A 17818-nucleotide genomic window follows, 5' to 3' on the forward strand; every position below is an offset into this window, starting at 1 on the left:
TCCGTTTCATCAAATAGCGATTGTGCGAGGGTGCGTGTAGGAGAGCTTTCACTCTCCCAACGCGTCTTCCAGGAATGCCGCGAGCTGCGCGAGGTGTTTGGACATCAGACCTGTTGCAGGCGATGCAGCAGCCGGACGGCCCGTGTACCGGACCTTCTGGTACTTGGCATCGATATGCGCCAGAACCCATTCCAGATAAGGGTCGATGAACGACCACGCACCCATGTTCTTCGGCTCTTCTTGGCACCACACCATCTCTGCGTTGCGGAAGCGGGACAGCTCATTGATGAGCGCCTTGGCCGGGAACGGATAGAGTTGTTCGATGCGCAGCAGATAGATGTCGTCGATACCACGCTTTTCGCGCTCTTCGAGAAGATCGTAATAGACCTTGCCGGTGCACAGAACGACGCGACGAATCTTCGAATCCTTCTGAAGCTTGATCGGACCGTCCTTGATGACCTCCGCATCATCCCACAAGAGACGGTGGAACGATGATTCACCGGCGAGTTCCGTCAGAGAAGACGTTGCACGCTTGTGGCGCAGCAGAGACTTCGGCGTCATCAGGATCAACGGCTTGCGGAAATCGCGCTTCACCTGACGGCGCAGAACGTGGAAATAGTTTGAAGGCGTCGTGACGTTTGCGACCTGCATGTTGTCTTCGGCGCACATCTGCAACCAGCGTTCCAGACGGGCAGACGAGTGCTCAGGACCCTGACCTTCATAGCCATGTGGTAGAAGGCAGACGAGACCGGACATGCGAAGCCACTTGCGTTCGCCAGACGAGATGAACTGGTCGAATACGACCTGTGCACCATTGGCGAAGTCACCGAACTGGGCTTCCCAGAGGGTCAGAGCATTCGGGCGAGCCAGCGAGTAGCCGTATTCGAAACCGAGCACGGCTTCTTCAGACAGCATCGAGTTGATGACTTCGTAGCGGGCCTGCGTTGGCGCAAGGTTTGCCAGCGGTATGTAACGCTCTTCGCTCTCCTGATCGTAGAGAACCGAGTGACGCTGCGAGAACGTACCGCGTTCGCAATCCTGGCCGGACAGGCGGATCTTGTGACCGTCAACAACGAGCGAACCGAATGCCATGGCTTCCGCCATCGCCCAATCCAGACCTTCGCCGCTCTCGATCATGTTGGCGCGATTTTCCATGAAGCGCTGAATGGTCTTATGCGCCTTGAAGCCTTCAGGAATGGTAGACAGCTTGCGACCGATTTCCTTGAGCTGCTTCATCGGAGCGCCGGTCTTGCCGCGACGCTGCTCATCGGCATTGTCGGCGGCACGAAGGCCAGACCACTGACCATCCAGCCAATCGGCCTTGTTCGGCTTGTAAGACTGCCCTGCTTCGAATTCCTGCTCCAGATGCGCACGCCAATCGGCCTTCATCTTCTCGAATTCGCCTTCGGTGATCAGGCCTTCGGCAATCAAACGCTCGGCATAGATGTTGGCAACCGTCTTATGCGCACGGATAACCTTGTACATCTTCGGCTGTGTGAAGGACGGCTCATCGCCTTCGTTATGGCCAAAGCGACGGTAGCAGAACATGTCGACCACAACAGGCTTGTGGAACTTCATGCGGTATTCGGTTGCGACCTTGGCCGCATAAACCACAGCTTCCGGATCGTCACCATTGACATGGAAGATGGGCGCTTCGATCATCTTGGCAACATCGGATGGATAAGGCGACGAACGCGAGAAACCCGGATTCGTGGTGAAGCCGATCTGGTTGTTGATGATGAAGTGCATGGTACCGGCAACGCGGTGACCGCGAAGGCCGGAAAGGCCGAGAATTTCGGCAACCACACCCTGGCCAGCAAAAGCAGCGTCTCCGTGCAGCAGCAACGGCAGAACCTTGGCACGTTCGGAGAGCGGAATGGTGTCGCCTTCCCAGACCTTCGCCAACTGATCCTGCTTGGCGCGGGCCTTGCCCATGACGACAGGGTTGACGATTTCCAGATGCGACGGATTGGCTGTCAGCGACAGGTGAACCTTGTTGCCATCGAATTCGCGGTCAGAAGAAGCACCGAGGTGATACTTCACGTCGCCCGAACCCTCGACGTCGTCAGGCTTGAACGAACCACCCTTGAACTCGTGGAACACGGCGCGGTGCGGCTTGCCCATCACGTTGGTCAAAACGTTGAGGCGACCACGGTGCGCCATACCCAGAACGACTTCTTCGAGACCTTCCTGACCACCACGCTTGATGATCTGCTCCAGAGCTGGGATGAGCGATTCGCTGCCATCCAGGCCGAAGCGCTTGGTGCCCTTGAAACGGACATCGAGAAACTGTTCGTAGCCTTCGCCTTCGACCAGCTTGGAGAGAATTGCTTTCTTGCCCTCGGGCGTGAAGTCGAAACCCTTATCCGGACCCTCGATGCGCGACTGAATCCATGCCTTTTCGTCCGGGTTGGACATGTGCATGAACTCGACACCCAGGGTCGAGCAATAGGTTCGCTCGAGGATTTCGATCATTTCGCGGACGGTCGCGTATTCGAGACCGAGAACGTTATCGATGAAAATCTTGCGGTCGTAGTCGCTCTCTTCGAAGCCGTAAGACTTCGGCGACAATTCATCGTAATCCTCGACGGCGCTGGCGATGCCGAGCGGGTCCAGCTTTGCATGAAGATGGCCACGCATGCGGTAGGCACGGATCATCATGATGGCACGCACGCTGTCGCGGCTCGCCTGAAGGACTTCAGCTTCGCTAACGGGCTTGCCGGTTTCCGCGCTCTTGGCTTCGGCCTTGGCCTGAACCTTTTTCTCAAGTGCTTTCTCAACCGTTGCCCAGTTGCCGTCCAGCGCCGAAATCAGATCGCCATTGGCAGAAATCGGCCAATTGGAACGCTTCCAGGACGCGCCCTTGGCGGCCTTTTTCACATCATCAGGATTTTCGGCTAGGCCCTTGAAAAAGCTTTGCCACTCTGGAGAAACGCAAGACGGATCGTCTTCGTACCGGGCGTAGAGCTGCTCGATATACGCTGCATTCGCGCCGTCGAGAAACGACGTGATCTGAAACTGCTCGTTAGCTTCTTGCCTTGCCATGGTATCTTCGCGGACGTCTGCGCCCGCCTCCTCAATCCCGTTGATGACCGTTCGGTCTGCCGCTTTAGTCTTTGCCGCTAAGCGGCCGTCGTTCTGTCTTGGCTACGGGCAGGCTATTGCTTCCAATGCCTGCCCGCTGCCCTTAATCATGCAAGTCTCAGCCCTTGAGGACTTCGACCAGTGTCTTGCCGAGGCGTGCCGGGGAAGGCGACACCTTGATGCCAGCCGCTTCCATGGCCGAAATCTTGGATTCCGCATCGCCCTTACCGCCAGAAACGACAGCACCGGCGTGACCCATGGTGCGGCCCTTCGGAGCGGTACGACCAGCAATGAAACCAGCCATCGGCTTCTTACGGCCTTTCTTGGCTTCGTCGATCAGGAACTGCGCCGCATCTTCTTCAGCGGCACCACCGATTTCACCGATCATGATGATCGATTGTGTCGCTTCGTCGGCGAGGAACATTTCCAGGATGTCGATGAACTCGGTGCCCTTGACCGGGTCACCACCGATACCGACAGCCGTTGTCTGACCGAGGCCTTCGTTCGATGTCTGGAACACAGCTTCATATGTAAGTGTGCCGGAGCGCGACACAATACCGACCGAACCCTTGCGGAAGATCGAACCCGGCATAATGCCGATCTTGCACTCTTCCGGCGTCATGATGCCTGGGCAGTTAGGGCCAAGCAGACGTGAGTTGGAACGATCAAGGCGAGCCTTGACCCGAACCATGTCCATGACAGGTATGCCTTCGGTGATGCAGGTGATGAACGGAATTTCCGCTTCGATAGCTTCGATGATCGCATCGGCAGCGCCTGCTGGCGGAACGTAGATCACCGATGCATCAGCGCCGGTCTTTTCCTTGGCTTCAGCAACAGTGGCATAGATCGGCAGGCTTTCGCCCTTGGAACCGGTCCAGGTTTCGCCACCCTTCTTGGGGTGAATACCGCCGACCATCTGCGTGCCGTAATAAGCAAGCGCCTGTTCGGTGTGGAACGTGCCGGTTTTTCCGGTCAGACCCTGAACGAGGATCTTGGTGTCTTTGTTTACAAGAATAGACATTATTTCCAGTCCCTCAATTAGCCGTTGATCGCCGCGACGATCTTCTTGGCCGCATCGTCCAGGTCGTCAGCAGCGGTAATCGCAAGACCTGATTCGTTCAGGAGTTTCTTGCCCAACTCGACATTGGTGCCTTCGAGGCGCACGACGAGTGGAACCTTCAAGCCGACTTCCTTCACCGCAGCGATAACGCCCTCGGCAATGACGTCGCACTTCATGATGCCGCCGAAGATGTTGACGAGGATGCCCTCGACCTTCGGGTCAGCCGTGATGATCTTGAACGCAGCCGCAACCTTCTCTTTGCCAGCGCCACCGCCGACGTCACAGAAGTTTGCAGGCTCTTTGCCGTACAGCTTGATGATGTCCATCGTTGCCATGGCAAGACCGGCACCATTGACCATGCAGCCGATGTTGCCATCGAGAGCCACATAGGCGAGGTCCCACTTGGAGGCTTCGATTTCCTTGGCGTCTTCTTCGGTTTCGTCGCGCAGCAGCTTCACGTCGTCGTGACGGAAAATCGCGTTGCCGTCGAAAGACATCTTCGCGTCGAGAACGCGCAGGTGGCCGTCCGTCATGACGATGAGCGGGTTGACTTCAAGAAGAGCCATGTCCTTTTCGACAAAGGCTTTATAGAGCGCAGGGAAAAGCGCCTTGGCATCTTCAGCGGCTGCGCTCGAAAGCTCCAGAGCCTTGGAGATCGCAGCAATGTTGTCAGCCGTTACGCCGGCTTCAGGCTCAATCGCAATCGTGTGGATTTTCTCTGGCGTGTCGTGAGCAACAGCCTCGATGTCCATGCCGCCTTCCGTGGAAACCACGAATGCGACCTGACCAACAGAGCGATCGACCAGCAGCGAGCAGTAAAGTTCGCGGTCGATGTCCGCGCCGTCTTCGATGTAGAGACGGTTGACCTGCTTGCCAGCATCGCCCGTCTGCGCCGTTACCAGAGTGTTGCCGAGCATGTCCTTGGCGTGGGAAACGACTTCCTCGATGGACTTGGCAAGACGAACGCCGCCCTTTGCATCGGGGCCGAGTTCCTTGAACTTGCCCTTACCGCGTCCACCAGCATGGATCTGGCTCTTGACCACGTAAAGCGGACCGGGAAGCTGCTTTGCAGCCGCTTCGGCTTCCTCGACCTTGAGGATAGCAACCCCTTCGGCCACCGGCGCACCATAGCCCTTCAGAAGAGCTTTGGCCTGATACTCATGAATATTCATGGATTAATCCCTGTTTGTAGCCTGTGCGGCAATTACGTCAGCGACGGAGCAATGTTGATGCAGGCTTCGCAAAGACCAGCAACCGCGCCGACGGACTTCTGGAAGGCGGCTTCCTCGTCCTTGTTGAGTTCGATTTCGATGATGCGCTCGATACCGCCTGCACCGATGATCGTTGGTACGCCGACATACATGTCGTTGACGCCGTACTGACCCGAGAGGTAGGCAGCGGCAGGCAGAACACGCTTCTTGTCCTTGAGGTAGGACTCGGCCATTTCGATTGCCGAAGCGGCAGGCGCATAATAGGCAGAACCGGTCTTGAGCAGACCAACGATTTCCGCACCGCCATCACGCGTGCGCTGAACGATCTCTTCCAGACGCTCGGCAGTCAGCCAGCCCATCTTGACGAGGTCCGTCAGCGGAATGCCACCAACTGTCGAGTAACGGGCGAGCGGCACCATTGTGTCGCCGTGACCGCCGAGAACGAATGCCGTCACGTCCTGCACGGACACATTGAATTCTTCAGACAGGAACAGGCGGAAGCGCGCGCTGTCGAGAACGCCGGCCATGCCGACGACCTTGTTCTTCGGCAGGCCGGAGAACTTCTGAAGGGCCCAGACCATCGCGTCGAGCGGGTTGGTGATGCAGATCACGAAAGCGTTCGGAGCATATTTCTTAATGCCGGCGCCGACCTGCTCCATGACCTTGAGGTTGATGCCGAGAAGATCATCGCGACTCATGCCTGGCTTGCGGGCAACACCGGCTGTGACGATGCAGACGTCCGCGCCTTCGATGGCTGCGTAGTCGCTAGCACCGGTCAGTTTTGCATTGAAGCCTTCAACCGGGCCGGACTGGGCAATATCCAGACCCTTGCCCTGCGGGATACCGTCAGCAATATCGAAGAGGACGATGTCGCCCAATTCCTTCAGGCTGGCGAGATGGGCCAATGTGCCACCAATCATGCCAGAACCAATAAGTGCAATCTTTTTGCGAGCCATCGAATGCTTCCTCTTGAGCTTCAATTCAATTTCACCGCGAGCGTGTGGCGGCCTAAATTGTCGCACCCGACTTAGCTTCATTAGCCAGAAATGGCAACCGTTTCTTTATGATCCAGATTTTTCAATCGTTTAGATCATAAAATTCTTACGTAAACGTAAGAATTTTTGTTACAGAACCGTCATGTCGCTGGACGTTTTTCGTTGTGCAATGCCAGATAATCGGCGCTTCGCATCTCAAACAGGCGAGAGGCTGTTCGATCGAATTCGAAGCCTTCCGTCCCTTTTCGCGTCACCAGCAAATCTTCTGGCATGGCCGCAGCCGACGCGAACACGCGTACGGTATGATCGTAAAACGCATCGATCAGGATGATGAACCGCTTCGTCTCATTGCGTTTATCTGCGTTGAGGAGTGGAATATGGTCGATGAAAACAGTGTCAAACCTGTCTGCGATAGCGAGGAAGTCGGAGGCACCGAGTGGCTTCTCACAAAGCTCGGAAAATGAAAACCGTGCTGCGCGTCCAACGGCTCTCGGCACCGGAATGATCCGGCCCTTCATGGTGATTTCGGTCGGCTCCGCGGCACTACCCGCCGTCAGTTCTTTCCACGCGACATCCATGGCCCTATCGGACGCGTCACCTAGCGGGGTCACGTAGACAGGCAGGCTTTTGATCTTTTCCATGCGGTAGTCGGTCGGGCTATCCAGCGATACGACCTGAACATGTGCCTTCAACATATCCACGAAGGGAAGAAAAAGGCTGCGATTCAGCCCGTCCTTGTAGAGATTGTCCGGCACCACATTGGATGTCGTGACCAGCGTACAGCCGTGGGCGAAAAGCTCGGTGAAAAGACGCGCGAGAATCATCGCGTCAGCAATATCTGTCACGGTGAACTCATCGAAACACAGCAGTTCCGCCTCGGCCAGCAACTGCGCGGCAACCGGCGGAATAGGATCCGCCTGCTTGGTTTCGCCGTTTTTCAGCTTCTGGCGATGGGCATGAACGCGGTTGTGAACATCAGCCATGAACTCATGGAAATGGCAACGGCGTTTCTTTTCGATCGGCGCAAGCTGATAGAACATGTCCATCAGCATGGTTTTGCCGCGTCCGACGCTACCGTGGACATACAGCCCCTTCGCTGAATGTGCGAGGCCCGCTTTTTTTGCGAACATCCAGCCCAGCGCGCTTTTCTTCTTGGCGGGTTTGCGGATTTTAAGATCAGTGAGGATGCGGTCCAGTTGAGCAGCCACCTCAAGCTGAGCGGGATCGGCCTTCAGCTCGCCAGACGCCGTCAATACGTTGAGTTGTTCAACGACGCTGTGATTGTAGTCCGGCAATGGCTTCATGAACGGGCCTCATACGCAGGCAGCGCGAGCGCCACCCGCGTGATGCAGATTATCGGCTGAGGCCAAGCGGCTGACCGCTGTTCGTCGTGCCATCGTAACGGGTATCACCAGTTTTGTAGACGCGACCGATTGTGTCGCCCGCACGGTTCTTGAACAGCACCATTTTGTTGGATACTTCCCATGAACCCATGGACGACAGTTCGCCAGCGCAACCGCGGGTGCCGCCGCGCGAACCGCTGCCTAGATTGGTGAGCGTCAGGAACATATCGCAGCTTGCGCCGCCATTGGACACGCGCCAGTTGCCGACCATGGCTTCCTTGGTAACATCCATGGCTGCGGCAGGTGCTGCGGACGCAACGTTTGCGCCACCGGGAGCTGCGTTGGCAGGTGCGGTAGGAAACTGCGTAGAACCGCCAGGAGGCGGCAATGCACCGGACTGAACCTGCGGAACCGGCTGGGCCTGGAGCGGCGGGGTGTAACCGGGATTACCGCTTGGGCCACTATTGTTGTTGTAATCGTAGGAGGTACGTTGGCAACCGGCAAGGCTCATAACGACCGCGAGACCCGTCGCCACATATCTAAACTGCATCTTAAGCTCCCGATTTTCTGCTTCGGCAAGACCATGTCTACACAAAACGGCTGAATTATTACCAAAGCATTAGCTAACGCAAGCCGCTACCGCGATAATTGCAATTTCAGTCGATTTTTATAGAAATTTCCAGCCCCGTTATTGTCAAACAGGCCACGACGGGGAGTCGCAGCCTGTTTACTAACTTCGATTATACGCCCGTTCAGACGCGACGCTCTACCATCATCTTCTTGATCTCGGCAATCGCCTTGGCAGGGTTGAGACCCTTCGGGCAAGCCTGCGCGCAGTTCATGATCGTGTGGCAGCGATAAAGGCGGAACGGGTCTTCGAGGTTGTCGAGACGCTCGCCGGTTGCCTCATCGCGGCTGTCGATCAGCCAGCGGTAAGCCTGTAGCAGAACGGCGGGACCGAGATAGCGGTCGCCATTCCACCAGTAGCTCGGACAGGAGGCGGAGCAGCAGGCGCACAGAATGCACTCATAGAGACCATCCAGCTTCTGGCGGTCGTCATGGCTCTGCTTCCATTCCTTCGCAGGCGTCGGCGAAACAGTCTTCAGCCAAGGCTCAATAGAGCGGTGCTGCGCATAGAAATTCGACAGATCCGGCACAAGATCCTTGACCACCGGCATATGCGGCAGCGGATAGACCTTCACCGTTCCCTTGATCTCGTCCATGCCCTTGGTGCAGGCAAGCGTGTTCGTGCCATCGATGTTCATCGCGCAGGAACCGCAAATGCCCTCACGACAGGAACGGCGCAACGTCAACGTCGGGTCGATGTTGTTCTTGATGTAGAGAAGCGCATCCAGAACCATCGGGCCACAATCATCGATATCGATGTAATAGGTATCGATATGCGGGTTCTGGCCATCATCCGGGTTCCAGCGATAGACGCGATATTCGCGCACATTCTTGGCACCGGCAGGCTTTGGCCAGACCTTGCCTTCGGTCATCTGAGAGTTCTTGGGAAGTGTAAGTTCAACCATGTCCAGTTCCTCTCAAATCAATAGACGCGAGCTTTTGGCGCGATCTTCTGGAGATCGATGCCGTCGGCAATCAGGTCGGTGTGAACCGGGCGATAGTCGAGCTTCACGTCACCCTGCGGGTTGACCCAGGCCAGCGTGTGCTTGCGCCAGTTGATGTCGTCGCGACCGCCAAATGGGCCATCGACGAAGTCTTCACGCGCATGGCTGCCACGGCTTTCCTTGCGGGCTTCCGCGCCATAAACCGTGGCGATGGCGTTGGCCATGAGGTTTTCGAGTTCCAGCGTTTCCACGAGATCCGAATTCCAGACCATGGAACGGTCGGTGACCTTGATATCCGGCAGTTCTTGCCAGATGGCTGAAATACGCTTGCAACCGCTTTCCAGCGATTCCTGTGTGCGGAACACGGCGGCATCGTCCTGCATGGCGCGCTGCATCTTGTCACGCAAAACGGCAGTCGGCGTGCTGCCATTGGCGTTGCGCAGACGGTCGAAGCGATCCATGATCTTGTCACAGGCTGCGACATTGAGGGCCGGAATAGCACTGGCGCGATCGATGACTTCGGAGGCGCGAATGGCAGCAGCGCGGCCAAACACCACAAGGTCGATCAGCGAGTTGGAGCCGAGACGGTTTGCACCGTGAACAGACGCACAACCGGCTTCACCAACAGCCATAAGGCCGGGCAATATACGTTCCGGGTTTTCGCCATCTGCGTTCAGCACTTCGCCCCAATAGTTGGTCGGAATGCCGCCCATATTATAGTGAACAGTCGGTAGAACCGGGATCGGCTCGCGCGTCACGTCCACGCCTGCGAAAATCTTGGCGCTTTCGGAAATGCCCGGCAGACGCTCATGCAGGATAGCCGGATCGAGGTGATCCAGATGCAGGAAGATGTGGTCCTTGTTCTTGCCAACGCCGCGGCCTTCGCGGATTTCCATGGTCATGCAGCGCGAAACGACGTCACGCGAGGCGAGATCCTTGGCGGATGGCGCGTAGCGCTCCATGAAGCGCTCGCCTTCGGAGTTGACAAGATAACCGCCCTCACCGCGTGCGCCTTCTGTAATCAAGCAACCTGCACCATAAATACCGGTCGGGTGGAACTGAACGAATTCCATATCCTGAAGCGGAAGACCGGCGCGGGCAACCATGCCGCCGCCATCGCCCGTGCAGGTGTGCGCAGATGTTGCGGAGAAGTAAGCGCGGCCGTAACCACCCGTCGCCAGAACCACCATCTTGGCGGTGAAGCGATGGATAGTGCCGTCATCGAGGTTCCAGGCAACGACGCCCGTGCAACGGCTGCCATCATCGGACATGATGAGGTCGAGCGCGAAATACTCGATGAAGAATTCGGCATTGTGGCGCAGCGACTGGCCGTAAAGCGTGTGCAGAATGGCGTGGCCGGTACGGTCGGCAGCAGCGCAGGTGCGCTGTACCGGTGGACCTTCGCCGTAATTCTGCATGTGGCCGCCGAATGGGCGCTGATAAATCTTGCCCTCGGCGTTACGCGAGAACGGCACGCCGTAATGCTCAAGCTCATAGACCGCCTTTGGCGCTTCCATGGCGAGATACTGCATGGCGTCCACGTCGCCCAGCCAGTCGGAACCCTTGACGGTGTCGTAAAGGTGCCACTGCCAGCTATCCGGCGTCATGTTGTTGAGCGAGGCGGCAATACCGCCCTGTGCCGCAACGGTGTGCGAACGCGTCGGGAAAACCTTGGTGATGCAAGCGGTCTTGAAACCCTGCTCGGCCATGCCGAGCGTGGCGCGAAGACCCGCGCCACCAGCACCCACGACGATCACGTCATAGGAGTGATCGACATAGGTATATGCCTTGCCATTGGTGGAAGGTGAACTGATCGATGCCATGACGGATTATCCTGCGAATGCGATTTTCAGAATGGCGAACAGACAGAGGCCGCCAACGATGATCGCGAAGAACGTGTTGAGCATCACCAGAGCGAGCTTCAGATATTCGGCGTGAATATAGTCTTCGATGATGACCTGCATGCCAAGCTTCATGTGAATGACGCCCGAAATGACCACCAGCGCCATGACCACCGCGACCAGCGGATTGGCAAGAGCCGAAACGACTTCCGCATGCGGTGCGCCGCCATACATGACCAGGAAAACGACGAAGAACAACAGCAGCGGAACGTTGGCGACGGCCGTGACGCGCTGGCGCCAGAAATGCTCGGTGCCATCCTTGGCGGAGCCAAGACCGCGGACCTTGTTCAGAGGGGTACGCATATCCATGAAACGATCTCCTTAGCGCACGATGTAGGCGATGACCCAGATCAGCGCGGTCAGACAGATGGACACGACCAGCGATATTTTTACCAGCTTGGTGGTGAAGTGCTTTTCGAAACCATAACCCAGATCCCACATGAAGTGACGAAGGCCACTCAGCATGTGATACATCAGCGCCCAGGTGTAGCCGATCAGGATCAGCTTGCCGATGATGCTGCCCATCGCCCACTGCACCCATTCATAGTAAGCGCCGCCGGATGCGGCGGCGACCAGCCACCACACGACCAGAAGCGTACCGAAATACAGCGCGGCACCGGTTATGCGGTGCACGATCGACGCAAGCATCGTCGGGATCAGCTTGTAAACTTGAAGATGTGGCGACAGAGGCCGGTTATTTGTCACATTCGCCATCAGAACCTCGCGGCGTTTTCCAGTGCGCTTCGACCGTTCGAGCGCGCCCAAAGCAACAGCACATGATGAGAGAATGTGCATTGCACCAACCGCGACCTTTAATCATACGAAGGCATCACCACAAGCACAATTGACAGTCGAATCGAATTTAATCGATTGTGTGACGAAGATTCGTATTGGAAACCCGGATCGAAAATCAAATGTCCAGCGTTTCCAATCCGTACGGATGCAAAAAACTTACGTCTACGTAAATTTTTACGAGGCTTTGGGCATTTGCGAACTGAATAAAATCCGGAGGTTTTAGGTCATGTTATTGGTCCGAATCATTGCTGCGATGGTTGCCCTTTCGCTTCCTATAGTTACCGCGTTACACGCCCATGCCGGTGAAAATCATAGGAGCGATGCCGGCGAACATGGCAAGCGGCATCAGCAGCGCTCGTTTTATGGAGGCAATGGACTGCCATCCTATATCCGTGGACTTGGAACATATGCCGGCAGCATCTCCAGCGTTCGGGCAAGGGGGAATGGAATTTACTTCGCTGCGGACGGGCAAGGCTACAGCAACCCACCCACGAAGGGGCATTCCTTGAGACCTAGACTCATTTATGTCAACAGCTCAACTATGGGGGCAGAGTGCTCTTACGAGGCGGGCGTGTGCGTCATTCGACCCTGACAACTGGCCTAGAGGAAACGCCAGACAGTCGTCTTCTTCACGTCGCTATCTTCCAGAATCCGTGTGACAGGGACCTCGTAGGTGCCGCAGGCTTCTAACCGGTCCTTGGGCAAATATGCCCGCCCGGGATCGCCGACCAGAACGATGACGCCTTTGCGGCTCAGCATCGAAAACCAGGGAGTGAGCGCATCGGCAAATGCGCGATCGTAAAAAACATCACCAGCCAGCAGAACATCCGCGTCGACATTGCTGCCGATCACATTTGAACCGTTAAAGCGCACGTGGACATCGTTATCTTTCGCGTTGAGACAGACTGCCACCTCTGCCCAAGGGTCAATGTCGATAGCCATTACGCTGGCGGCTCCTGCCTTGGCAGCAGCAATAGCGACAAGCCCGGAGCCGCTGGCAAAATCCATCACATTGCGGCCTGCAACCTGCTCGGGATGATCGAGAACATAACGTGCAAGTCCTTGCCCGCCGGCCCAGGCGAAGGCCCAGAACGGCGGAGGCAGACCAATTTCCTGCAACTCGTCTTCTGTCTTCAGCCATAGATCATGGGCTTCGCTTGCCAGATGCAACCGAATTTCCGGGACATGCGGCGGCGACATTATGGTCGTATTGCTTTTGATAAAAACCTCGGGATCGGTCTTCAAATCCATTCAGTCCGGCGAGCGCGGAAGCTTGTCGAGTTTGCCCATGCGGCAGACCTCAAGATATTCCTCCAACAGCACCGGCTGCACAGAGAGACGCATGGAGGTGACGAGAGACATATCCGCAAGCTTGGGATTGGCTTTCACGTCTTTGAGCGTAACAGGTGAGGGTACATCGCAAACGGCCTTGATGTGCACGCAGTCCCAGCGCGCATCGCCTTCCGCCGTCGAATCAGGCCGGGACAATTCACAGACCTCCACGATGCCGACGACTTCCAGCCCCTCATTGGAGTGGTAGAAAAAGCCTTTGTCGCCAATCTTCATGGCGCGCATATTGTTGCGCGCCTGATAATTGCGGACGCCGCCCCACTCTTCGCCCGCCTCGCCTTTCGCTTTCTGCTGCTCCCAGGACCATGTCGAGGGCTCGGACTTGAAAAGCCAGTAATTAGCCATGCTTTTCACGCTCCCGGATTGTTGAAGACCCAATTATAAGGCTTCACATCGACGCTTTCAAACAGACCGGCTTTGGCGTAAGGATCGGCATCAGCCAGAGCCTTAGCGGCATCGATATCAGTTGCCTCGACAATCACCAAGCTGCCATTCGGCTTGCCGTTCGCGTCCAAAAACGGACCAGCAATCTTCAACGTGCCTTCGGCGTTCAGCTTGTTCAGATGTTCCAGGTGCACCGGGCGGGTTTCCATACGCACATGCAGATGGTCGGGCTTGTCTTTGCAGATGAAGGCAAACAGCATTTTCGTCTCCTCTTGAGCCCTATTCGGTCGTGATGGGCCGTGTCATCAATTGTTGAATAGCAGTTTTCACATCGAGCTTGCCGTCAATGATCGCAGCAACCGAATCCGTCACCGGCATCTCGATCCCGCGTTCAGCGGCAAGGCGTGATGCGACGGAAGCAGAATAAGCGCCTTCCACGAGGCCGCCATAGAACGAGCCGGGATCGCCACCCTGCCCCAGCGAAATACCGAAGCGCAGGTTACGCGACTGATGGCTCGTTGCGGTCAGAACGAGATCGCCAAGACCTGAAAGGCCGCGAACCGTATCTGCCTGACCGCCCATAGCGACCACAAGGCGCGACATTTCGGCCAGTCCCCGTGAGATAAGCGCAGCTTTTGCCGAGTCACCTAGCCCTGCCCCTTCGACGATGCCGCCCGCAATCGCCAGCACATTCTTCAATGCGCCGCCCAACTGCACACCTGTCCGATCGGTTGAAGCATAAAGCCTGAAGGTACGCCCCGAAATCGTCTGGGCCAGCCGCTCGGCGACACCGGCATCGGTAGCGGCCACAGCCATGGCGGTTGGCAGTCCCTTTGCAATATCGGCAGCAAAACCGGGGCCTGACAAGACGCCGACAGGATGATGTGGCAACTCGCGCTCCAGCACGTCGGTCAGCAATTGGCCCGAGGAGCGGTCGATGCCTTTTGCACAAGTTACAACAACAGCATCGTTAGCCAGATAAGGACCGTAGTTTCGCGCCGCATCCGCTTGCGCCTGGGATGGCATGGCAAAGAGAACGATACCAGCATCTCGGAGCACGTCAGGTTCGGCGGAGTAGTTCAGCGCATCCGGCAGAGAAATGCCAGGGAGTGCAGCGTCATGTACGCCGTCCACGCGCAAATCCGCCATCAATGCGGCATCCCGTCCGAGCAGCGTTACATCATGGCGGTTTTCCAACGCCACGACCACGGCAATGGCTGTGCCGAAAGCTCCCGAACCAATGACGACGACTTTTTCACGCTCCGTCATGCCTTCGCTCCGCGTTTGCCGAAGCCAATCAGCGTCTGCGCTTGCGCATCAAGCGGCCAACGAGAACGCGGCTGCGTATCGAAACTATCCGGCTCCATGCCCAGCGCCATACGTTCCAGACCGGCCCATGCAATCATGGCCGCATTGTCCGTGCACAGCTGTAGCGGCGGTGCGATAAACCGAAAACGATGCTTGTCGCATAAATCCTGAAGTGTTCGGCGTATCTCCTGATTGGCCGCGACGCCACCAGCCACAACCAATGACGGCCCACCGTCAACCAAAGGAAACTCCTCTAGAAACCGTTGCAAGCCTCTGCCTATACGGTCCTTCAGAGTGCGCGATACGGCCTTTTGAAAGGACGCGCAGATATCGGCAATATCCTGCTCGGAGAGTGGAGCAATCGCCGTAGCCGCCTGGCGAACTGCGGTCTTCAAACCGGAAAAGGAAAAATCGAGCCGCGCTTCACCCACCATCGGCCGTGGCAGAGCGAAACGATCCGCATTGCCATGTGCCGCAGCCTTTTCCACGGCCGGCCCGCCGGGATAGGGCAATCCCAAAAGCTTGGCGGTCTTGTCGAAAGCTTCGCCCAAAGCATCGTCGATTGTCGTGCCCCAGCGCTCATATTGTCCAACGCCACGCACGAGGATGAGTTGCGTATGCCCGCCAGACACCAGCAGCATAAGATATGGAAAGGCCAGGCCATCGGTCAACCGCGCCGTCAGCGCATGACCTTCCAGATGGTTGATGGCGTAAAGTGGTTTGCCGCTCGCCATGGCAATCGCCTTGCCGGTCATCAAACCGACGATAAGCCCGCCGATCAGCCCCGGACCTGAGGTTGCAGCAATAGCATCGATATCGGCAAGCGCGACACCTGCACCGGTCAGCGCCTCTTCAATCAAAGTATCGAGCGCTTCCACATGGGCGCGCGCGGCGATTTCCGGCACCACGCCGCCATAGGCACTATGTTCTTCCAGCTGCGACAAAACGACGTCGGAGATAATCTCTCCACGGCCGTCGGCATGCCGAACCACCACGGATGCAGCGGTTTCGTCACAACTTGTCTCTATGCCGAGGATACGAAGAAAGGGGGTCATCAGCGGGTTCGTTGATTGCGGTGCTTCAGAAACTTGGGTACGAACACCTCCGGTAACAACGGATAGAAGCGGATGCAAACAAAACCTTTCCGAATCGGCACACGCGGCAGCCCCTTGGCGCTGGCGCAGGCCCATGAGACGCGGGATCGTCTCGTGCGAGCCAATGGCCTTGCCCCAGAAATGTTCGAGATCGTACCGATCACTACCAAGGGTGATCGCATTGCGGATCGCGCCTTGTCGGAAGTTGGCGGCAAGGGCCTGTTTACCGAAGAACTCGAAACGAAGCTTTTGTCGGGCGATCTGGATTTTGCCGTGCATTCCGCCAAGGACATGGCGACGAAACTGCCGGAAGGCTTGCATCTTTCCGCATTCCTGCCCCGCGAAGACGTGCGCGACGCCTTCATTGGTCGCACCGCACCAAGGCTGATCGAACTTCCCCATGGCGCGACCGTCGGCTCGGCCTCGCTGCGCCGACAGGCACTGATCCGTCGCGTGCGACCGGATCTCAATGTCATTCTGTTTCGCGGCGCCGTGGCGACGCGACTGCGCAAACTGGAAGACGGACTAGCCGATGCGACATTGCTGGCCTTTGCCGGCCTCAAGCGGCTGGATATGGCAGACGTGCCAACCGAGTTGCTGGAAACGAAAAACTTCCTGCCAGCGCCCGCACAAGGTGCCATCGGCATCGAGAGCCGTATTGGCGATAGACGCATCGATGATCTGCTCGCAGCCATCAATCACGCTCCCACCCATGATGCCGTTTCCTGCGAGCGCGCTTTCCTCTCGGTGCTCGATGGCTCATGCCGCACGCCAATCGCCGGTTATGCGATGTGCGATGGCGATGACCTGCATTTCTCTGGCCTTATCCTGACCCCAGATGGACGAACCGAACACAGCGTCGAGATATCGGGCAAATGTGCGCAAGCGTCGGCGCTCGGTCAAAAAGCGGGAGAACAGGTTCGGGCCGCTGCCGGAACCGGCTTCTTCGAAGGCTGGACCTGACCATGCGCGTCGTCGTCACACGCCCGCAAGCGTCAGGGCAAAAGACGGCAACACTTTTGCGGGAGCACGGCCATGAACCGGTGCTTCTGCCACTCACCCAACCCATTCACCACATTGAAACGGCTGCTTTGGCTTTGGCAAAGCAGCCGCAGGCACTTGCCGTGACCAGCGCGGAAGCTGTTCGAGTGCTGATAGCGGGAAACCTCGGTGTATCAACACTCATACAGACGCCCCTGTTTACGGTAGGGTCTGCTTCGGCACGTGCAGCGCGCGAGGCTGGCTTTGAGAATATTATTGCTGGCGAAAGCGATGGCCAGGCCTTGGCTGATCTGATCGCGAGTGCCAGAAAAAACACCCCCGCGCCATGGAGCCGTCTCCTCTACCTGGCCGGAACGCCAAGGGATGAAGGCTTTGAAGAGCGGCTTTCCGCTTTGGACATACCGTTCGAAACCATTGAGGCATACGAAATGACGCCTGTGTCGTGGGACCGTGCACGACTCGATATCCTTTTTGCAGATGCAACGGCGGATGCTGTTCTTTTTTACTCCAGCGAGGCTGTTCGGTTGTTTTTCAAGCTGCTGGTCGGTCAGCCGGTTTTCAGGCAATTGGATCACTGCAAGTTTATCTGCATCAGCGGCAAGGTACTTTCCGAGATTCCGGTTGCGTTTCGATCCAATGCCTTGGCCTCCGCTGTCCCCAGCGAGAGTGAAATGTTCGATCTTCTGGACGCAAAGGCTGGAACCTAATTCCCTCTTGCCT

17 protein-coding genes are annotated in these 17818 nt (G+C 57.0%); 2 read left to right on the forward strand and 15 right to left on the reverse strand.

Translation table 11 applies throughout. The features are described from left to right. Nucleotides 1-48: 48 nt before the first annotated feature. The 15 genes from ATO67_RS06285 to tsaD all read right to left on the reverse strand — a co-directional run bounded on the left by ATO67_RS06285 (nucleotide 49) and on the right by tsaD (nucleotide 16057). A complete protein-coding gene (locus ATO67_RS06285) occupies nucleotides 49-3045 on the reverse strand; it encodes a 2-oxoglutarate dehydrogenase E1 component (RefSeq protein ID WP_067645777.1) in 2997 nt (998 codons plus the stop codon). 157 nt (nucleotides 3046-3202) lie between these two features. Then, a complete protein-coding gene (gene sucD, locus ATO67_RS06290) occupies nucleotides 3203-4105 on the reverse strand; it encodes a succinate--CoA ligase subunit alpha (RefSeq protein ID WP_067645780.1) in 903 nt (300 codons plus the stop codon). A 17-nt stretch (nucleotides 4106-4122) separates the two neighbouring features. Further along, nucleotides 4123-5316: an ADP-forming succinate--CoA ligase subunit beta gene (gene sucC, locus ATO67_RS06295; protein WP_067645782.1), complete on the reverse strand. Its 1194-nt coding sequence runs from the start codon at nucleotides 5314-5316 to the stop codon at nucleotides 4123-4125. A 32-nt stretch (nucleotides 5317-5348) separates the two neighbouring features. After that, the gene (mdh, locus tag ATO67_RS06300) at nucleotides 5349-6311 is read right to left on the reverse strand and encodes a malate dehydrogenase (protein WP_067645784.1); all 963 of its coding nucleotides are present in this window, start codon (nucleotides 6309-6311) and stop codon (nucleotides 5349-5351) included. A 179-nt stretch (nucleotides 6312-6490) separates the two neighbouring features. Further along, nucleotides 6491-7654, reverse strand: a complete 1164-nt coding sequence (gene zapE, locus ATO67_RS06305) for a cell division protein ZapE (RefSeq protein WP_067645786.1) — start codon at nucleotides 7652-7654, stop codon at nucleotides 6491-6493. A 49-nt stretch (nucleotides 7655-7703) separates the two neighbouring features. After that, nucleotides 7704-8243 (reverse strand): protease inhibitor Inh/omp19 family protein, encoded by a 540-nt coding sequence (locus tag ATO67_RS06310; RefSeq protein WP_067645788.1) that lies wholly within the window; start codon nucleotides 8241-8243, stop codon nucleotides 7704-7706. Nucleotides 8244-8445: 202 nt separating this feature from the next. Further along, nucleotides 8446-9225 carry a succinate dehydrogenase iron-sulfur subunit gene (locus ATO67_RS06315; protein WP_067645790.1) on the reverse strand — a complete coding sequence of 260 codons (780 nt, stop codon included), beginning with the start codon at nucleotides 9223-9225 and terminating at the stop codon, nucleotides 8446-8448. 17 nt (nucleotides 9226-9242) lie between these two features. Continuing rightward, a complete protein-coding gene (gene sdhA, locus ATO67_RS06320) occupies nucleotides 9243-11087 on the reverse strand; it encodes a succinate dehydrogenase flavoprotein subunit (RefSeq protein ID WP_067645792.1) in 1845 nt (614 codons plus the stop codon). Nucleotides 11088-11093: 6 nt separating this feature from the next. Then, nucleotides 11094-11474, reverse strand: a complete 381-nt coding sequence (gene sdhD, locus ATO67_RS06325) for a succinate dehydrogenase, hydrophobic membrane anchor protein (RefSeq protein WP_067645794.1) — start codon at nucleotides 11472-11474, stop codon at nucleotides 11094-11096. A 12-nt stretch (nucleotides 11475-11486) separates the two neighbouring features. After that, the gene (gene sdhC / locus ATO67_RS06330) at nucleotides 11487-11879 is read right to left on the reverse strand and encodes a succinate dehydrogenase, cytochrome b556 subunit (RefSeq protein ID WP_067645796.1); all 393 of its coding nucleotides are present in this window, start codon (nucleotides 11877-11879) and stop codon (nucleotides 11487-11489) included. Nucleotides 11880-12560: 681 nt separating this feature from the next. Further along, nucleotides 12561-13205 (reverse strand): class I SAM-dependent methyltransferase, encoded by a 645-nt coding sequence (locus tag ATO67_RS06340; protein WP_067646210.1) that lies wholly within the window; start codon nucleotides 13203-13205, stop codon nucleotides 12561-12563. Nucleotides 13206-13211: 6 nt separating this feature from the next. Further along, the gene (locus ATO67_RS06345; protein WP_067645800.1) at nucleotides 13212-13655 is read right to left on the reverse strand and encodes an EVE domain-containing protein; all 444 of its coding nucleotides are present in this window, start codon (nucleotides 13653-13655) and stop codon (nucleotides 13212-13214) included. 5 nt (nucleotides 13656-13660) lie between these two features. Then, nucleotides 13661-13954 (reverse strand): YciI-like protein, encoded by a 294-nt coding sequence (locus ATO67_RS06350; RefSeq protein ID WP_067645802.1) that lies wholly within the window; start codon nucleotides 13952-13954, stop codon nucleotides 13661-13663. A gap of 19 nt (nucleotides 13955-13973) precedes the next feature. Further along, the gene (locus ATO67_RS06355) at nucleotides 13974-14963 is read right to left on the reverse strand and encodes an NAD(P)H-dependent glycerol-3-phosphate dehydrogenase (protein ID WP_067645804.1); all 990 of its coding nucleotides are present in this window, start codon (nucleotides 14961-14963) and stop codon (nucleotides 13974-13976) included. After that, nucleotides 14960-16057 (reverse strand): tRNA (adenosine(37)-N6)-threonylcarbamoyltransferase complex transferase subunit TsaD, encoded by a 1098-nt coding sequence (gene tsaD, locus ATO67_RS06360; RefSeq protein ID WP_067646213.1) that lies wholly within the window; start codon nucleotides 16055-16057, stop codon nucleotides 14960-14962. Before tsaD ends, ATO67_RS06355 begins: the two co-directional genes overlap by 4 nt. 72 nt (nucleotides 16058-16129) lie before the next feature. On the opposite strand from tsaD, the gene hemC reads away from it, so the two are divergent. Together hemC and ATO67_RS06370 are read left to right on the forward strand one after the other, a co-directional pair. After that, nucleotides 16130-17059 (forward strand): hydroxymethylbilane synthase, encoded by a 930-nt coding sequence (gene hemC, locus ATO67_RS06365; protein ID WP_067645806.1) that lies wholly within the window; start codon nucleotides 16130-16132, stop codon nucleotides 17057-17059. 2 nt (nucleotides 17060-17061) lie between these two features. Beyond that, complete coding sequence (locus tag ATO67_RS06370) at nucleotides 17062-17805, forward strand: uroporphyrinogen-III synthase (protein WP_067645808.1); 744 nt, start codon at nucleotides 17062-17064, stop codon at nucleotides 17803-17805. The last annotated feature ends 13 nt before the right edge of the window (nucleotides 17806-17818 follow it).

It is taken from the genome of Agrobacterium bohemicum, from assembly GCF_001562555.1.
In the GTDB taxonomy this organism is placed as follows: domain Bacteria; phylum Pseudomonadota; class Alphaproteobacteria; order Rhizobiales; family Rhizobiaceae; genus Agrobacterium; species Agrobacterium bohemicum.